The sequence below is a fragment of the Sphingomonas parapaucimobilis NBRC 15100 genome, from assembly GCF_000787715.1.
Taxonomy (GTDB): domain Bacteria; phylum Pseudomonadota; class Alphaproteobacteria; order Sphingomonadales; family Sphingomonadaceae; genus Sphingomonas; species Sphingomonas parapaucimobilis.
This window is the reverse complement of sequence record NZ_BBPI01000068.1, coordinates 51,349-68,317: the sequence shown is the minus strand read 5'-3', so window position 1 is coordinate 68,317 and position 16,969 is coordinate 51,349. Positions and strand designations below refer to the sequence as shown.

Below are 16,969 nucleotides of genomic sequence, written 5' to 3'. Positions count from 1 at the left end.
GCGTGCCTCAGCCGCGACCCGCACCGGCATGACCAGAGGTCTGCGGGCCGGGGGTCTGCGGGATGGAAAGGAAGGACATGCGGCGGTTCTTCATCTCACCGGCATCCTGCGCGCCGTTCGACGGAGTCGGCTCCAGGCTCTGGTGCGGCGAGACTTCGATTTCCTCGGGCGACTTTTCCAGCGCACCCTTGGTCCGATCCCCGTGCATCGGGCCGGTGTTGTTGACGGGCGGATTGCCCTCGCCGACCTTCATCTTGTGCGGATCGCCGCCACCGGTCATGCGGTCGTGCATCATCACATCCGACATGCACGGGGTATTGTCCGCAACACAGCGGTTGACGACGCGGTCGAACAGGCCGCGCTGAACCCCGCTGTAGTACATCGCAGGGACATACTCACTCGGCTTCTCGATGGTGAGGAAGGCCGCGCGGGTCAGCTCGCCTTTGCCCTTGCCCTGCCCGGCCTGCGACGTGCGGACCTTCTCGACCCACTGGTCGAAGCCGTTCGACTGCAGCGCATAGACCGGGAAGTGCATGCCCGAGAAGCCCGCGCCGCTATAGTGCGACGAAAGGCCCTTGAACGTGCCCTCGCGGTTCAGGACCGCGTGCAGCTTCGTCTCCATGCCGGGCATGGTGTAGATCATGCCGGCCATGGCGGGCACGTAAAAGGCGTTCATCACCGACGTGCCGGTCAGACGGAACTCGACGGGCCGGTCGACCGGCAGCGCCAGTTCGTTGACCGTGGCGATGCCCTGTTCGGGATAGATGAACAGCCATTTCCAGTCGAGCGCAACGACCTGGACCTCGAGCGGCTTGACCCCGGCCGCAACAGGCTGGCCCGGTGCAGTCCGCTCGATCGGGCGATACGGGTCGAGCAGATGGGTGCTCGTCCAGGTTACTGCACCCAGGCAGATGATGATGAGCAGCGGCGCCGACCAGATCACCAGTTCGAGCATCGTCGAATGGTCGAACTCGGGATCATATTCGGCTTCGGTATTGCTCTTGCGATAGCGCCACGCGAACAGCACCGTCAGCGCCATCACCGGAATGATGATGAGCAGCATCAGGGCCGTCGCGATCAGCACCAGATCGCGTTGCTGCACGGCGACGTCACCGGCAGGGTTGAGCACGACCGCGTCGCATCCCCCCAGCATGGCCAGGAGGGGCAAGGCGGCCCAGCGAAGAGGGCGCAGGCGCGCAAGGCTCGACGAATGAGACATATGGGGAGCGCCGCTACGCCTTTGCTGCACCTGCGCACATTGGACAGTTTGTCCAATCCCCCCCGGCCACCGAAAGAGGCATAGGCGCAGCAGAATGGCGGTCGTGCGCGGTCTTTTTGCACCGCAACCGGCCCGCCTCCGTAACTTGGAAGAAGTCAGGACTGGCAGCCGATGAGCGCAGAGTTAACCGCATCGACCTCGACGCCCCTTGAGCGGGACGCGCAGTTGGTCAATGCCCGCGATCCGCACCACGTCGCGCCGGGCGATATCGCCATCGGCGTCATCATCGGGCGCACGTCGGAGTTCTTCGACTTCTTCGTGTACGCCATCGCTTCGGTGCTGGTGTTCCCGTCGCTGATCTTTCCCTATGTGGATGCACTGACCGGCACACTCTATTCGTTCGCGCTGTTCTCGCTGGCGTTTATCGCACGTCCGATCGGCACCTTCATCTTCATGGCGGTCGACCGCAATCTGGGTCGCGGCGTGAAGCTGACAATCGCGCTGTTCCTGCTCGGTGGTTCGACCATGGCGATCGCCTTCCTGCCCGGCTACGCGCAGATCGGCACTTCGGCCGCCGTGCTGCTCGGCATCTTCCGTATCATGCAGGGTCTGGCGCTGGGCGGCGCCTGGGACGGCCTGCCCTCTCTCCTGTCGCTGAACGCGCCGGAGCGTCGTCGCGGCTGGTATGCGATGATCCCGCAGCTGGGCGCGCCGCTCGGCCTGCTGGTCGCCAACGGCCTGTTCGCCTTCTTCCTGACGACGCTGAGCACCGCCGACTTCCTCGACTGGGGCTGGCGCTATCCGTTCTTCGTGGCGTTCGCAATCAACGTGGTGGCGCTCTTCGCCCGTCTGCGCATCGTCGCGACCCCGGAGTTCCAGCGCCTGTTTGAAAGCCGCGAGCTTCAGCCCGCGCCGGTCGGTGAGACGCTAAGCACCGAAGGCCGCACGGTCATCCTAGGCGCCTTTGCGCCACTCGCCAGCTTTGCGATGTTCCACATCGTGACCGTGTTCCCGCTGTCCTGGGTCGTGCTGTTCAACAAGGAACGCCCGCAGGACTTCATGATGATCGAGATCCTGGGCAGCATCGTCGGCGTGATCGCGATCCTGGCGTCGGGCAAGATCGCCGACCGGGTCGGTCGTCGCACGCTCCTGGGCCTGTCGGCCGCCGCCATTGCGGCCTTTGCAGGTTTCGCTCCGACCTTGCTGGACCAGGGCGGCACGGGCGAGACGATCTACATCGTGCTGGGCTTCCTGCTGCTGGGACTGGGCTTTGGCCAGTCGTCGGGTGCGATCAACTCGGGCTTTTCGTCGCTGCGTCGCTATACGGGGGCGGCGATCACCTCCGACCTAGCCTGGCTGATCGGGGCGGGCTTCGCGCCCCTCGCCGCTCTGCTGCTGTCGAGCCATTTCGGACTGGTCGCGGTTGGCGCCTATCTGCTGTCGGGTGCAGTCGCCACGCTGGCGGCGCTGGGCATCAACAAGGAACTCGCCAAGCGCGCGTCGTAACACGATCGGGCCTGGTTTGGTTAAACGGCCGGCGGGGCAACCCGTCGGCCGTTTTGCTTTCGTACAGGCGGCTTCCCATATTCCCGTTCCGACAGTGACTTGTATCGGGATAGGACAAGCAATGAGCATAGGTCTTTTGCGAGCGACGGGTATCGTGGCCGCCGTCATGGGCGGGATGACAGCGGGTTCGGCGGATGCGCGGGTTCCCGCCGGCACCTGGGCCAATCCGTCGAACACCGTGCAGGTTCGTTTTGCCCCCTGCGGACGCGGCGCCGATGCCGAACTGATGTGCGGAACGGTCGTGTGGGCCAGCGAGCAGGCCAAGATGGACGCCGCGCGGGGCGGCTCGCCGCGATTGATCGGTACGCAGCTGTTCAGCGATTTCGAGGAGGAGGAGCCGGGCCGCTGGTCGGGCACCGTCTACGTCCCCGATATCGGCCGCGAAGTTCAGGGCACGATTACTCAGATCGACGCCCGCACGCTGGTCGGTGAGGGATGCCTCCTCGGCAGCCTGGGTTGCCGCGAACAGCGTTGGCGGCGGGTTAAATAAGCCGCACCACAGGGAACCCAACGCGGTTTGCGGCGTCCCCGACGCAGCAACTTTTGGGAAGGAATGCCATGGCGGAAGAAACGCTGACGGTCGTAAGTGGTACGGTCGAGGACAATGTCTCCGACCGGCGGGTCGAGTTCGTCGGGGAACTGGACGGAGATGAATATCAGTTCGCGGTCCAGTATGACATGCTGGAGGCGCTGAGCGGAGACGTGCCCGAGGGCGATGCGGTCGAGCTGTTCGAGCGTTATTCCGACGATATTCTTGAAGCGGCGCTGGCTGCGCTCGGTCGCGACATGCAGCAGTCATTGGTCGTCGTCAGCGAGAACGACCTGGATTAAACAGGTGCGACAGTCGGACCGCTGACCAATTTGCTGCGCAAATCCCTGCGGTTTACAGGGTTTGCGCAGCAAGGTGAGGACGGAAATCTGCGACCACGACGGTCAATGGCGGGCCATCTTCAGTGCAAGCCGCGTCTGCCAATCATCACAACTGCTCGCCAGCCAGGGTTGCGGCGGCCTGGATGACCGCAAGATGGGTCAGACCCTGGGGCATGTTACCCAGATAATGCCCGGTCTTCGGGTCGATCATCTCGGCATAAAGCCCGGCCCCGTGGCTATCCAACGCCTCCGTCGCGGCGTCGAACGCAGCCTGGGCCGCCTCGCGCTGACCGAGGATCGCACGGGCCTCGATCATCCAGAAGGTGCAGGCCAGGAAACAGCCCTCCTCCTTGTACACGCCCGAATATCGATAGTGGAAGGCCCCCGCCGCCAGCTCCTTGTCGAGTGCATCGAGCGTGCGCGCCAGCCGATCCTGTCCGTCGAACCGAAACCGCACTGCCAGCGCCAGACTGGCGTCCAGCGCATCGCTGCCGGGGTGCATCAGGTAAGCGCCGCGCTTCTCCGACCAGCAGTGCTCGCCGATCCACGCCTCGATCCGATCGCGCTCGCGCGCCCAGCGGTCGCGGCAGGTTGTCGGTATCTGTCCCTCGTCCGCCAGTTCGACCGCACGGGCCAGCGCCTGCCAGCAGCTGATCTTGGACATGGTGTAGTGCCGTTCCTCGGGCAATTCCCAGATGCCTGCATCGGGTAACCGCCAGCGATCGGCACACGCATCCGCCAGATGCGACAGGGTCTCGGCGCTGGAGGTGTCGAGGAAGTTGCCACACGCGACGAAGCGGCTCGCCGTCTCGAAAATATCGCCGTAGATGCCGTGCTGGTGCTGCCCCCCCGCCAGATTGCCGACGCGCACGGGTTTGGAATGTCGATAGCCGCTGACGGCGATCTCGCGTTCCGCCGGGACCGGGCGACCGTCCAGCGTATAGCATACCTGCGGATCCCCCTCACCCAGCCGCTTGAGCAACCAGGTAAAGGCCGCCTTTGCCTCGCCATGCGCCCCGATGCGCAGGAACGCCTTGATCGTATAGCCCGCGTCGCGGACCCAGGCGTAGCGATAGTCGTAATTCTTCTCGCCGCCGATCCCCTCCGGCAGCGAGGTCGTCGCCGCCGCCGTGATCGCGCCCGTGGGTGAATAGAGCAGCAGCTTGAGCGCCAGTGCGCTGCGCAGGATGCGGTCACGGTGCATCTCCGGCACCTTCAGCCCTTGCGTCCATTGCCGCCATTCGAAATCCGACAGGTCGATCCGGGCGTCGATCTGCTCGATATCCTGGCAGACCAGCGGCTCGTCCTCGCCCGCGATGATGGCGATCCGCGCGCGATCCCCCGGCCCCACTGCCGCCGTGCCGGTGACGAGGCCATCCTCGACCGTATCGATCGTCACGCCGCCGCAATGGCGGAACACGCCCAGCACCCGGTCGACGTGAAAGACGTTATGGCCACCCGCAGGCGCGAAATAGGGGCTGACCGTATCCGCGCGGCGGCTGAAGCGCAGGGTGATGGCGAAGCGGACAAAACCGTCCAGCCCCTCCACCCGCCGGGCCAGCTCCGCCCAGGGTAGCCGCCCCGCCGGGCCGCTGTTGAGCGATTCGACCAGCTTGGCCCGGCCGCTCGCTGTGATGAAGATCGTCTCGAGCACATTGCTGTCCCGGCGATAGCGCCGCTCGACGGTAAACGGCTCGACCGGCGTGATCGCGAAGGTGCCGCCGCGCTCCCCGTCCAGCAGTCGATCGAACAGGGGCGCGGAGTCCATGTTCGGCACGCACCACCAGTCGATCGCCCCGTCCGCGCCGCTCAGCGCGACGCTGCGCCCGTCGCCCAGCGCAGCATAGTTTTCGAGGTCCAGAAACCCGTCGGCGTCACGAAGAGGCTCGGGATGCTGATCGGGTAAAGTCACGAGGGAGCGTCTCCGTTGATACAGGTTAGGCGCATGAAAACTCGCCAGAACCATTTAATCTCCGTGGGACCTTCCCGGAATTGGCGCGTTGCAGCAGCCGTTACGAGATTTGGCGTTTCAAGATTTGGGAGAATGGCCATGAGCCTGGCATCGGCATTCGGTTTCGGTTCGAAGAAGGTTCGCTATGCGGTCGTCGGCGCGGGCGATATCACCCAGTCGGCGATGCTGCCCGGCATCAAGCACACCGGCAATTCGGAGCTGACCGCGATCGTCACCGGCGATGCGGAAAAGGGCAGGCTTCTGGCCGAGAAATACGGCGTCGAGCATGTCTATTCCTATAATGAATTCGACAAGCTGCTGAGCGCTGGCGTGTGTGATGCCATCTATCTCGGCACGCCCAACTGGCGCCATGCGGAATTCGCCATTCCGGCGCTCGACGCCGGTATCCATGTCCTGTGCGAAAAGCCGCTGGAGATTTCGAGCGAGAAGGCGCGCGCGATCCAGGATGCCGAGCGGCGTTCCAAGGCCAAGCTGATGACGGCCTATCGCCTGCATTTCGAGCCGGGCACGCTCGATGCGATCGAGAAGATCCGCAACGGCGAACTGGGCGAACTGGTCGGCTTCACATCCTGTTTCGGGCAGAAGCTCGACCCCGACAATCACCGGGCCAAGCATGGGCTGGAAGCCGGGCCACTGTTCGACATGGCCCCCTACCCCATCAATGCCATCCGCTATCTGTTCGGGGCCGAACCAGTCGCCGTCGAGAGTGCCGTCGCCACGCGCCAACCGAGCGCGGGCCTGGGTGATCTGGACGATACCTTCGCGGTCGTGCTGCGCATGCCGGGCGACAAGCTGGCCAGCTTCACGGTCAGCTATGCCATGAACAATATCGACAGCCTGATCGTCGCGGGCATGAAGGGCTCGATCCATATGAGTCCCGCCTATGGCTTCCAGTCGGGGATCGAACAGAACCTGACCATCGGCGACAAACAGAGCCACGAGACGTTCAAGCATACCGACCAATTTGGCGGCGAAATGCGCTATTTCTCCGACTGCATCCTGAACGATCGCGATCCCGAGCCGGACGCTGAAGAAGGATTGTCCGACCTGCGGGTCATCGAGGGAATCGTGACTGCGATGAAGACCGGGGGACGCGTCGAATTGCCGCCCTTCACGCGCACGCGCCGGATCGATCCCGAAAGCCAGCGCCAGACCCTGTCGGCGGTAACACCGCCCGAACAGGTGAAGGCGAAATCGCCGACGGGCAATTGATCCGCATCAACGCGATTTTCGGGGAGCGTTATGGCCGATCGGATCGTTACGCTCGCGATCACAAATTGCGGGTTGCAATAGGGAGGTGGCGATGAACGACCGGGAAGAACAGCTTCGGCAGCGTGCATATGGCATCTGGCAATCGGAAGGCGAACCGCATGGCCGCGACCGCGACCATTGGGAACGGGCCGAGCGCGAGCTGATCGAGGCTGCCCCGGAAGATCCAGCCACTTCGGCCCAACCAGCCACGCAGCGGAAAAAGGCGGACGCTGCGCCGCACACCATCGCGGCGGAGCCGAAGCCCAAGGCAGCTCGAAAACCCCGCGCCAAGTCCGCATGACCCATGGCCCGGTGGCGTCCGTTCGCGGAACGCCACCGGGCCATGGCTTCCGAACCCCAACGAAACAGCCACACGCATAGTCGTTCGACTTTTGCCGGAGAGTCCCTTTGACCGATTTGCCCGACCAGATCCTGCCCGGCTCCGCCTATCCGCTGGGCGCCAGCTTTGACGGCGAAGGGGTGAATTTTGCCGTCTTTTCCGCCAATGCCGATCGCATCGAGCTGTGCATATTCGATCCGCAAGGCAAGCGTGAGCTGAAGCGCTACACGCTGCCCGAATGCACGGATGAGGTATGGCATGGCTATCTGCCCGATGTTGGGCCGGGTCTGCTCTACGGCTACCGCGCGCATGGTCGTTACGAGCCGGAGGCCGGGCACCGCTTCAACCCCAACAAGCTGCTGCTCGACCCCTATGCCCGTAAGCTTCACGGCGAGATCAAGTGGACCGACGCACTCCATGGCTATCAGATCCGGTCGAAGAAAGAGGATTTGAGCTTCGACAAACGCGACAGCGCCGCCGCCATGCCAAAGGCGGTAGTGGTCGACGATCATTTCGACTGGTCGCGTGACGTGAAGCCGAACACACCCTGGTCGGAAACGGTCATCTACGAAGCCCATGTGAAGGGCCTGACCAAGCTGATGGAACTGGTTCCTCCGCGTGAGCGGGGCACCTATGCGGGGCTTGGCCATCCAGCGGTCATCAAGCATCTGAAGCGAATCGGCGTCACCGCCATCGAGCTGCTGCCGATCCACAGTTTCACGCAGGACCGTTTCCTGCAGGAAAAGGGTCTGCGCAATTACTGGGGCTATAACACCCTCGGCTTCTTCGCGCCCGAACAGGCCTATTTCGCTACCGACACCCAGGACGAACTGCGCCGCGCGGTCCACAAGCTGCACAAGGCGGGAATCGAGGTGATGCTCGACGTCGTCTACAACCATACCTGCGAGGGGTCGGAGAAAGGCCCGACCCTGTCGTGGCGCGGGCTGGACAATGCCAGCTATTACCGACTGGTCCAGGACCAGCCGCGCTATACGATCAATGATACCGGCACCGGTAACACGCTGAACCTGTCCAAAGCGCGGGTCATCCAGATGGTGACGGACTCGCTGCGCTATTGGGCGACGAGCTTCGGGATCGACGGCTTCCGCTTCGACCTTGGCCTGACGCTGGGGCGCGAAGCGACGGGATTCGATCCGGGCGCGGCGTTCTTCGACGTGCTGCGGCAGGATCCGGTGCTCGGCCGGCTCAAGCTGCTGACCGAGCCATGGGATGTCGGGCCGGGCGGCTATCAGCTCGGCAATTTTCCCCCGGGTTTCTCGGAGTGGAACGACAAGTACCGCGACACGGTGCGCAAGTTCTGGCGCGGTGATCCCGGGCAGCGCGGCGATCTGGCGGCGCGGCTGTCGGGCTCGGGCGACCTGTTCGACCGTCGCGCGCGGCGTCCCTGGGCCAGCCTGAACCTGCTCGCCGCCCATGACGGCTTCACCCTGGCCGATACCGTAATGTACGAGCAGCGTCACAACGAGGCGAACAAGGAAGACAATCGCGACGGCCATTCGGAGAATTATTCCCGCAACTGGGGGGCCGAGGGTCCGACCGATGACGAGGGGATCAATGCGGCCCGTGGCCGTGTGATGCGCTCGATGATGACGACCCTGCTCGCCTCGCTGGGCACGCCCATGATCGTGGCGGGCGACGAGTTCGGCCGTACGCAGCATGGCAACAACAACGCCTATTGCCAGGATAACGAGATCAGCTGGCTCGACTGGAAGGCCGCCGCATCGGACGAGGGCGAAGGCATGATCGCCTTCACCGCGCGACTGGCCGAATTGCGCCGCCGCTATCCCGTCCTGCGCTCGCCCAGCTTCCTCTATGGGCAGGACACGCCCGGCCATGGCATCAACGATATCGAATGGTGGGACGAACGCGGCCAGCAACTCAGCCCCGAGGATTGGGACAATCCCGAGGGGCGCGCGCTGATGATGCGGCGGGCGAGTGCGACGGGGGATGGCGGCGTTGAAGCGGTGTCGCTGCTGCTCAATGCCTCGCCCGATCCGATCACCTTCACCCTGCCCCCGCCGCATGTCGCCCGCACCGTCCTGATCGACAGCGCCAAGCCCGAACAGGGCGAGGTCGAGATCGAAGACAGCTACGAAGTCGGGCCGCAGAGTGCGGTGCTCATCACCTGGCGGGACTCGGTCGAGGCATGACGCGTTGGGGTCCTGAGTTGCGCGAGGGCGCGGATACGATGTTCCGCCTCTGGGCGCCGGATCGTGACGCGGTGACGCTGGAGATTGATGGCGCGCCTTCGGTAACCATGGATCGCGATGGGGAGGGGTGGTTTTCCGCCACGGCTCCCGCGCCTGCGGGGACCCGATATCGCTTCCGCCTGGACAAGGATCTGGCTGTGCCGGACCCCGCCGCCCGGCTCCAGGCGGGCGGTGTCCATGGCTGGAGCGTGGTGGTCGACCCCGCCTTTGCCTGGAGCGCCACCGAATGGCGCGGTCGGCCGTGGGAGGAAACGGTGCTGCTCGAAGTCCATCCCGGGACGCTGGGTGGCTTCGAGGGCATCCGACGGAAGCTGCCCGCCATCGCGGCCTCGGGGATCACCGCGATCGAACTGATGCCGGTCAACGCATTCGGCGGCACCCGCAACTGGGGCTATGACGGCGTCCTGCCCTATGCCGTCGCCGAGCCTTACGGCTCGCCTGCCGAGTTGAAGACGCTGGTCGACACCGCGCATGGGCTGAGCCTCTCGGTCTTTCTCGACGTGGTATATAATCATTTCGGGCCGGACGGGAATTACCTGAACGCCTATGCCAGCGCCTTCTTCCACAAGGAGGTCGACACGCCCTGGGGCGGCGCGGTGGCGGTGGACGCCGATCCGGTGCATCGCTTCTTCGTCGACAATGCGCTGATGTGGCTCGGCGATTATCGCATCGACGGACTGCGCTTCGACGCGGTTCATGCCATAGAAAATGACGGCTTTCTCGACCGTATGGCGCACGAGATCCGCGCCGCCCTGCCCGAACGGCATGTCCATCTGGTGCTGGAGAATGAGAAGAACGACACCGATCGCCTGCGCGCCGGTTGCTATGACGCCCAGTGGAACGATGACTTCCACAATGTCCTGCACGTTCTGCTGACCGGCGAGACCAGCGCCTATTATGGCGACTTCGCCGATAATGCGGCAGAGCGGCTGGCACGCTGCCTGAAGGAAGGCTTCATCTATCAGGGCGAAGGCTCGCCCAATCATGACGGCAAGCCGCGGGGCAAGCCGTCGGGGGATCTGCCCAGCACGGCCTTTGTCGCTTTTCTACAGAACCACGATCAGGTCGGCAATCGCGCCATGGGCGAGCGGCTGGTCCGGCTGACCGATCGCGAGCGGCTCCGCGCGGCGACTGCGCTGCTGCTGCTCGGTCCCCAAATCCCGCTTCTGTTCATGGGCGAGGACGAAGGGAGTGAAAGTCCCTTCCTGTTCTTCACCGACTTCCATGACGAATTGGCCGATGCGGTTCGCGAAGGGCGGCGCCGCGAGTTTGCCAAGTTCGACGCCTTTGCCGACGAGGAAGCACGTAAAGGCATTCCCGACCCCAATGCCCGCAGCACCTTCGACGCATCGATTCCCAAGCCTGGTCCCCAGGCCGGGGAGTGGCGTGCCCTATATCGCGACCTGCTGGCGCTGAGGCACGTGCATATCATGCCTCGCCTGAAGGGGACGGTGGGGCTGGCGGCCGATGTGACTGGACCCGGACGGGTCAAGGCGCGCTGGCGCATGGCCGATGGTGCGGCGCTGACCATCCTGATTGACCTGGGCGATGCACCCGAGGCGATCGTGGGAGAGGAAGGCCAGTTGATCTACCGGGAAGGCGATCGCTTCGCCGCATGGATCGCCGAATGAGCGATCTCCACGCCCGTGCCGAGGCCGCCGGATTGTCTCGCCGGTGGCAGGACGCCCAGGGGCGCGACCAGACCGTCTCCGACGAGGCGCTGGCGGCGATCCTGGATCGGCTCGACACCGATGTCGGCGAGACGGTGTTCGTCTCGGGTGAACTGGGCGAGGAAGTCCCCCTTCCCGACACCTGCCGTGACGGCACCGCGCTACTGGTCCTGGAAGGCGGCCAAACGGCCTCGATCACGATCCGGGGCCGGATGCTGCCCGCCATTAACCAGCCGGGTTATCACCGACTGGAACAGGGCGAGCGGCAATGGACGGTCGCTATCGCACCGCCGCGCTGCCCGACCCCACCGCCGGGAAAGCATTGGGGCAGCGCCGTCCAGATCCCATCATTGCGGGAAGGAGCCGGTGCCTTTGGCGACTTCGCCAGCCTAGCCAGCGCCGCCAAAGCGCTGGGCCGAGCCGGTGCCGCCGCTCTGGCGATCAGCCCCGTCCACGCGCTGTTTCCCGCCGACGCCGGACGCTTCAGCCCCTATGCCCCGTCCAGCCGCTTGTTCCGCAATGTCTGGCTGGCCCCTGCTGGCGAGCCAGTGGCTGCCTCCCCTGCCTTGATCGACTGGCCCAGTGCCGCACCGGACCGGATGCGGGACCTTCGTATCGTTTACGATCAACTTGACGATGAGCAAAGCCAAGCCTTCGAGCGCTGGCGGCAGGAGGCCGGCGAACGGCTGGAGGCGCAGGCGCGGTTCGATGCGCTGCACGCCTATTTCCATGCCCGGGACCGGGCGAGCGGCTGGCCCGACTGGCCGGAAGAGTATCGTGACCCGGCGAGCGAAGCGGTCGCCCGTTTCGCCGCCGAACGCGAAGACTCCATCCGCTTCTACGCCTTTGCCCAATGGTGGGCCGACCAAGCGCTTCGCGATGCGGCGGACACGGCACGGGACAATGGCATGGGGATCGGGCTGATCGCCGACCTGGCCATCGGCGTCGCCATGAACGGCGCGGACGGCTGGAACAGACGCGGCGAGTTGCTGACCGGGCTGTCGATCGGTGCCCCGCCCGATCCGCTCGGTCCCGATGGACAGAATTGGGGTATCACCGCCCTGTCGCCGTTCGCGCTGCGACGGCAAGGCTTCGCGCCGTTCATCGATACGCTACGCGCTGTCTTCGCGCATGCGGGCGGGATACGGATAGACCATGCGCTTGGGCTGTGCCGCCTCTGGGTCGTGCCGGACGGCGCTCCGGCCGATCAGGGCGCCTATCTGGCCATGCCCTTTGCGGACATGCTGCGCATCCTGCGGATCGAGGCGCAGCGCGCCAATCAGGGGCGAGGGGCGATCGTGATCGGGGAAGACCTCGGCACCGTGCCGCCCGGCTTTCGCGATACCATGGCAAAGGTCGGGATGCTCGGGATGCGCGTCCTGCCGTTCGAGCGGAATGCGGACGGCGCATTCCTTCCGCCCGATACCTGGAGCGAGCAGGCAATCGCGATGACCGCGACCCATGATATCCCGACCATCGCCGGTTGGTGGAAGGGCCGCGATCTGGAATGGCGCGCCCGCATCGCCGGGCGGCCTGTCTCGCCAGAGGATAGCGCCAACCGCGCTCGGGAACGGACGGCGCTGTGGCAGGCGGTGGGCAACGGTGCCCCGAAGCCGGACGAACCCGCCACCGTGGTCGATGCCGCCATCGCCGCCGTCGCGGGCACGCCGTGTCCGCTGGCGATCATACCCGTCGAGGATCTGCTGGGACTGGACGAGCAGCCCAATCTCCCCGGCACCATCGACGAGCACCCGAATTGGCGTCGTCGCCTGGCCGATACGCTCGATCGATCGCTCGCCACGCCCGAGGTCGCGGCGCGCATCGCCGTTCTCAACGCCCGCTGACCCCCCTTTATCGAAGGACGTCGCCCATGACGCCGCGCGCCACCTATCGCTTTCAGTTTCATAAGGATTTTCCCTTCGCCCGAGCGGAAGCCCTGCTGCCGTATCTGGACCAGCTTGGGATCAGCCATGTCTATGCCTCCCCGATCACGACGGCGGCGGCTGGCTCGATGCACGGATACGACGTGATCGACCCGACACGGATCAACCCGGAACTGGGCGGCGAAGAAGCTTTCCGGTCCCTTGCCGAGGCCGCCCGGACACGCGGCATGGGCGTGATCATCGACATCGTACCCAACCATATGGGCGTGGCGGGCGGCGGCAATGGCTGGTGGAACGACGTGCTGGCCAAAGGCGAGGCCAGCCGCTTCGCACGCTTTTTCGATATCGACTGGTCGCGCAGGCTCGTCCTGCCGATCCTGGGCGACCCGTTGAACAAGGTGCTGGCGGACGGCCAGATCGTCGTCGAACGTCGTGACGGCCGCGCCGAGATCGTGGCCTATGGCGAGCATCGCCTGCCGGTCCGTGATGAGGACCAGGATGGGGCCGAAACGCAGCAGCTTGCGGCTTTGCTGGACCGCCAGCACTATCGCCTGGCGTCGTGGCGGGTGTCGAATGACGAACTCAACTGGCGGCGCTTCTTCACGATCAACGATCTGGCGGGCCTGCGCGTCGAGGACGATCAGGTCTTCGAGGAAACCCATGCCCTTTATTTCCGGCTTTACGAGCAAGGGCTGATCGATGGCGTCCGGATCGACCATGTCGACGGACTGACCGACCCGATCGGTTATTGCCGCAAGCTGCGCGCGCGCTTCGACGCGATGGCGCGCGAAGATGGCAACCGCGCCTATATCGTCGTCGAAAAGATCCTGGCCGCGGATGAGCCGATGGGGGAGGATTGGGGTGTCGACGGCACCAGCGGTTACGACTTCATGGAGGAGGTATCAGCTCTGCTCCATGCGCCCGAGGGCACAAGGCCGCTTGCCGAACTCTGGGCACAGTTGAGCGGCCGTTCGGACCAGTTCGCACCCGAAGAGCTTCAGGCGCGGCAGGACCTGCTTGCCTGGCAGTTCGCCGGACAGCTGGACCAGTGTGTCGCGGCCTTTGCGGCGCTGACCGCCGCCACCGTGGATTTGGAGGGGGCGATCACCACCCCGATGCTGCGCCGGGCGATCGAGCGTCTGCTCTGGGTCTTTCCGGTCTATCGAACCTATGGCCCCGATGCGCCTTCGTCGGACGAAGCCATCCGCCAGATGGCGCGCAATCGAGTCGAGCCGCTGCTGCCGCCGGGCGAGGCCTTCGTCGTCGATCAGATACTGGAATGGCTGGCGGGTTCCGGCCCCGGCGACCGGGAAGCGCGGAGCGAAGCGGTCAGGCGTTTTCAGCAGCTTTCAGCCCCCATCGCGGCCAAGGCGGTTGAGGATACCGCCTTTTATCGCCATGCGACCCTGCTCTCGCGAAACGATGTCGGCTTCGATGCGGGCCGGTTCAGCCTGCCGATCGTAGCCTTTCATGACCGGATGAAGGGCCGCGCCGAGCGCTTTCCGCTGGCGATGCTGACCACCGCTACCCATGACCATAAGCGCGGCGAGGATGTCCGCGCCCGGCTGGCGGTCCTGAGCGCGATGCCGGAGGATTGGCGACGTCAGGTCGAGGCGTGGCGGATGCAGACGCTGGACCTCGCTGAAGGGGTCGATCCGGCCGACTGGTACATGCTGATCCAGACGCTGGTCGGGGCCTGGCCTGATCCGGACCAACTGGGCGACTTTGCCGAGCGGATCGCCGCGTGGCAGGAAAAGGCGCTGCGTGAGGCCAAGCTCCGTTCGTCCTGGGAAGCCCCCGACACCGACTATGAGGCGCGCTGCAACCAGCTGGCGAAGACGTTGATCGACGGCGACGAAGGGATGGCTTTCCGAGAGGGAATGACCGTACTTCTCCGTCGCATCGGTCCGGCCGCCGGTGCGAATTCGCTCGTCCAAGTCGCGCTGCGCTATACCGTACCGGGTGTGCCGGACTGTTATCAGGGGACCGAGTTCGCCGACCTCAGCCTGGTCGACCCCGACAATCGCCGCCCCGTCGACTACCGCGCGCGCGCGGCGGCATTGACCGAGGGGGACGCGCCGAAACAGAAGCTCATCGCCGATCTGCTAGGCCTGCGCCGCCAGCATCCCGACCTGTTCACGCACGGCACCTATCATCCGCTCACCGTCACCGGGCATGGTCGCGACCGGGTCATCGCCTTCGAGCGGCGGCATGACGACGCTGTCCTGACCTGCGTCTTTGGTCTGCGGCTGGAGCCGCTGATGGATGACGGCGGCGTCATCGACTGGCGCGATACGGCCATCGTTCGTGATGGGGCAGTACTGCGGCTCAGCGAGTTGCTGGCGAAGGAGCCGCTCTGGTACGGTTTGCGCGCTGGAGAGAAATGACACCGCTTCCCCTCGGCTTTTACCAACACGACGTGGAAGACGTGGCGCGCGCCCTCATCGGCGTGATGCTGACCGTCGATGGCGTGGGCGGGATGATCGTCGAGACGGAAGCCTATGATACCGCCGACCCCGCCTCGCACAGCTTTGCGGGGCGAACGGCGCGGAATGCGGCGATGTTCGGACCGGTCGGCCACGCTTATGTCTACCGGATCTATGGGCTCCATCATTGCCTGAATGTCGTATGCGGTGCTTCGGGCAGCGCGGTCCTGATCCGCGCGTTGGAGCCCCTACATGGCTTGGACGTCATGTACGGACGGCGTGGTTCTCGGCCTGCCACGAAGCAGCTTTGTTCGGGGCCAGGCAAATTGTGCAGCGCGCTTGGTATAGACCTCAGGCTGGATGGCGCGTCGCTTTTGGAAGCACCATTCGCGCTGACCGGAACGCCGAACGCTGCGCCGGTCGTCGTCGCGCCGCGGATCGGCATCACCCAAGCGGCAGAACGGCCAAGCCGCTTCGGCTGGAAGAATTCTCCCTGGCTCAGCCGCCCCATGGGCGATTGACCACGGCATCGCAGCATAAACCTACTGCGATGCAGCGACGTATTTGCTTGATATTGACCACGACAACAGCGAGCCTCGACAGATAACAGAAAAAGGGCGAGTCGATGGAGTGGATCAAGGTCCTGGCGCTGGTTGCCATGGTCTATGGAATCTGGGCAGCCTATCGGTCTTTGGGCTCACCAGTTCTTCATGAAGGCTCCCGTTATTTCCGCCAACCCGATGGTAGTTTTCGCCGGTGGTATGGCGGCCGCCGGTTCAGCGCAGCCGAAGTGGGAATGACCGAACAGAGCTGATCCCGCACGGTCAGCAACGGTAAAGACGGGCGCCCCTATCTCCCGGCCTTGGTCCTTCCCATATGGAGGGGACGAAGGAATGGAACTGCAATGTTTGCCGATCTGGGCGTCCCCCTACCCCTGCTGGCCGTCGTCCTTGCCGTGGTGCTGGCGGGGATCATCGCGCGCCGCGTGCCGATATTGCGGGTAGCGATCAGCCTGCTGTCCTGGCTCTTGCTGGGCGGCTTGGTGTTCGTCCTGCTGCAACAACGCCAGCAATTCGATCCCTATATCCAGCGCGCGATGCAGATCCTGAATTTGCAGGACCAGAGCGTCGTCGGCGACACGGTTCGGATCCGCATGGCGCCGGACGGTCATTTCTGGGCACGCGTCACCGTGAACGGCATCAACCGGCGGATGCTGGTCGATAGTGGCGCGACGCTGACCGCCCTGTCCAGTGCAACGGCACGGGCGGCTGGCCTGGAACCCACCATGCCCGCCTTTCCGGTCGTGCTCAACACCGCCAATGGCATGATCCGGGCGGAGACGGCGCGCGTCGACTCGCTGCGCATCGGCACCATCCGCGCGGACAAGGTGCCGGTGGTCGTCTCGCCCGCGTTCGGCGAAACCGATGTGTTGGGCATGAACTTCCTGTCGCGCTTGAAAAGCTGGCGGGTCGAAAGATCGACCCTGATCCTCGAGCCGCACCATCCCCAGCCCTATACCCCGCAGTCATGACCGCCATGAT

Annotated in this window: 14 protein-coding genes; 12 read left to right on the top strand and 2 right to left on the bottom strand. The window is 64.8% G+C overall.

What is annotated here, in order from left to right:
* Nucleotides 1-7: 7 nt before the first annotated feature.
* On the bottom strand, nt 8-1,219 hold the full coding sequence (gene cyoA / locus SP5_RS11815; RefSeq protein WP_042488811.1) for a ubiquinol oxidase subunit II: 1,212 nt from the start codon (nt 1,217-1,219) through the stop codon (nt 8-10).
* Nucleotides 1,220-1,390: 171 nt separating this feature from the next.
* On the opposite strand from cyoA, the gene SP5_RS11810 reads away from it, so the two are divergent.
* The 3 genes from SP5_RS11810 (at nt 1,391) to SP5_RS11800 (ending at nt 3,616) form a co-directional block, all read left to right on the top strand.
* The gene (locus tag SP5_RS11810; protein WP_042488808.1) at nt 1,391-2,725 is read left to right on the top strand and encodes an MFS transporter; all 1,335 of its coding nucleotides are present in this window, start codon (nt 1,391-1,393) and stop codon (nt 2,723-2,725) included.
* A 121-nt stretch (nt 2,726-2,846) separates the two neighbouring features.
* The gene (locus tag SP5_RS11805; RefSeq protein ID WP_083748136.1) at nt 2,847-3,275 is read left to right on the top strand and encodes a DUF2147 domain-containing protein; all 429 of its coding nucleotides are present in this window, start codon (nt 2,847-2,849) and stop codon (nt 3,273-3,275) included.
* Between the two features lie 68 nt (nt 3,276-3,343).
* The gene (locus SP5_RS11800; RefSeq protein WP_042488805.1) at nt 3,344-3,616 is read left to right on the top strand and encodes a DUF1488 family protein; all 273 of its coding nucleotides are present in this window, start codon (nt 3,344-3,346) and stop codon (nt 3,614-3,616) included.
* Nucleotides 3,617-3,761: 145 nt separating this feature from the next.
* Here SP5_RS11800 and SP5_RS11795 read toward each other — a convergent pair whose 3' ends face one another.
* Nucleotides 3,762-5,567: a glycoside hydrolase family 15 protein gene (locus SP5_RS11795; RefSeq protein WP_042488802.1), complete on the bottom strand. Its 1,806-nt coding sequence runs from the start codon at nt 5,565-5,567 to the stop codon at nt 3,762-3,764.
* 138 nt (nt 5,568-5,705) lie between these two features.
* On the opposite strand from SP5_RS11795, the gene SP5_RS11790 reads away from it, so the two are divergent.
* The 9 genes from SP5_RS11790 to SP5_RS11755 all read left to right on the top strand — a co-directional run bounded on the left by SP5_RS11790 (nt 5,706) and on the right by SP5_RS11755 (nt 16,959).
* Nucleotides 5,706-6,839, top strand: coding sequence for a Gfo/Idh/MocA family protein (locus SP5_RS11790; RefSeq protein ID WP_042489008.1), 1,134 nt, complete (start codon nt 5,706-5,708; stop codon nt 6,837-6,839).
* Nucleotides 6,840-6,930: 91 nt separating this feature from the next.
* Nucleotides 6,931-7,179, top strand: coding sequence for a DUF2934 domain-containing protein (locus SP5_RS11785; protein ID WP_042488799.1), 249 nt, complete (start codon nt 6,931-6,933; stop codon nt 7,177-7,179).
* A gap of 107 nt (nt 7,180-7,286) precedes the next feature.
* Nucleotides 7,287-9,389, top strand: coding sequence for a glycogen debranching protein GlgX (gene glgX, locus SP5_RS11780; protein ID WP_042488796.1), 2,103 nt, complete (start codon nt 7,287-7,289; stop codon nt 9,387-9,389).
* Nucleotides 9,386-11,080, top strand: a complete 1,695-nt coding sequence (treZ, locus tag SP5_RS11775; RefSeq protein WP_042488793.1) for a malto-oligosyltrehalose trehalohydrolase — start codon at nt 9,386-9,388, stop codon at nt 11,078-11,080. The genes glgX and treZ overlap by 4 nt, the downstream gene beginning before the upstream one ends.
* On the top strand, nt 11,077-12,963 hold the full coding sequence (malQ, locus tag SP5_RS11770) for a 4-alpha-glucanotransferase (protein ID WP_042488790.1): 1,887 nt from the start codon (nt 11,077-11,079) through the stop codon (nt 12,961-12,963). Before treZ ends, malQ begins: the two co-directional genes overlap by 4 nt.
* 26 nt (nt 12,964-12,989) lie before the next feature.
* The gene (treY, locus tag SP5_RS11765) at nt 12,990-15,389 is read left to right on the top strand and encodes a malto-oligosyltrehalose synthase (RefSeq protein ID WP_042488789.1); all 2,400 of its coding nucleotides are present in this window, start codon (nt 12,990-12,992) and stop codon (nt 15,387-15,389) included.
* On the top strand, nt 15,386-15,949 hold the full coding sequence (locus tag SP5_RS11760; protein ID WP_042488786.1) for a DNA-3-methyladenine glycosylase: 564 nt from the start codon (nt 15,386-15,388) through the stop codon (nt 15,947-15,949). Before treY ends, SP5_RS11760 begins: the two co-directional genes overlap by 4 nt.
* A 104-nt stretch (nt 15,950-16,053) precedes the next feature.
* A complete protein-coding gene (locus SP5_RS19150) occupies nt 16,054-16,242 on the top strand; it encodes a hypothetical protein (protein ID WP_076710189.1) in 189 nt (62 codons plus the stop codon).
* Nucleotides 16,243-16,332: 90 nt separating this feature from the next.
* On the top strand, nt 16,333-16,959 hold the full coding sequence (locus SP5_RS11755; protein ID WP_042488783.1) for a retropepsin-like aspartic protease family protein: 627 nt from the start codon (nt 16,333-16,335) through the stop codon (nt 16,957-16,959).
* Nucleotides 16,960-16,969: the final 10 nt, after the last annotated feature.

Excerpts from the sequence above, each read along its gene's own strand:
- SP5_RS19150 (WP_076710189.1), top strand. The coding sequence starts at position 16,054 with ATGGAGTGGATCAAGGTCCTGGCGCTGGTTGCCATGGTCTATGGAATC.
- SP5_RS11760 (WP_042488786.1), top strand. The coding sequence starts at position 15,386 with ATGACACCGCTTCCCCTCGGCTTTTACCAACACGACGTGGAAGACGTG.
- SP5_RS11790 (WP_042489008.1), top strand. The coding sequence starts at position 5,706 with ATGAGCCTGGCATCGGCATTCGGTTTCGGTTCGAAGAAGGTTCGCTAT.
- SP5_RS11805 (WP_083748136.1), top strand. The coding sequence starts at position 2,847 with ATGAGCATAGGTCTTTTGCGAGCGACGGGTATCGTGGCCGCCGTCATG.
- SP5_RS11800 (WP_042488805.1), top strand. The coding sequence starts at position 3,344 with ATGGCGGAAGAAACGCTGACGGTCGTAAGTGGTACGGTCGAGGACAAT.
- treY (WP_042488789.1), top strand. The coding sequence starts at position 12,990 with ATGACGCCGCGCGCCACCTATCGCTTTCAGTTTCATAAGGATTTTCCC.
- cyoA (WP_042488811.1), bottom strand. The coding sequence starts at position 1,219 with ATGTCTCATTCGTCGAGCCTTGCGCGCCTGCGCCCTCTTCGCTGGGCC.
- SP5_RS11785 (WP_042488799.1), top strand. The coding sequence starts at position 6,931 with ATGAACGACCGGGAAGAACAGCTTCGGCAGCGTGCATATGGCATCTGG.
- SP5_RS11755 (WP_042488783.1), top strand. The coding sequence starts at position 16,333 with ATGTTTGCCGATCTGGGCGTCCCCCTACCCCTGCTGGCCGTCGTCCTT.
- SP5_RS11810 (WP_042488808.1), top strand. The coding sequence starts at position 1,391 with ATGAGCGCAGAGTTAACCGCATCGACCTCGACGCCCCTTGAGCGGGAC.
- treZ (WP_042488793.1), top strand. The coding sequence starts at position 9,386 with ATGACGCGTTGGGGTCCTGAGTTGCGCGAGGGCGCGGATACGATGTTC.
- malQ (WP_042488790.1), top strand. The coding sequence starts at position 11,077 with ATGAGCGATCTCCACGCCCGTGCCGAGGCCGCCGGATTGTCTCGCCGG.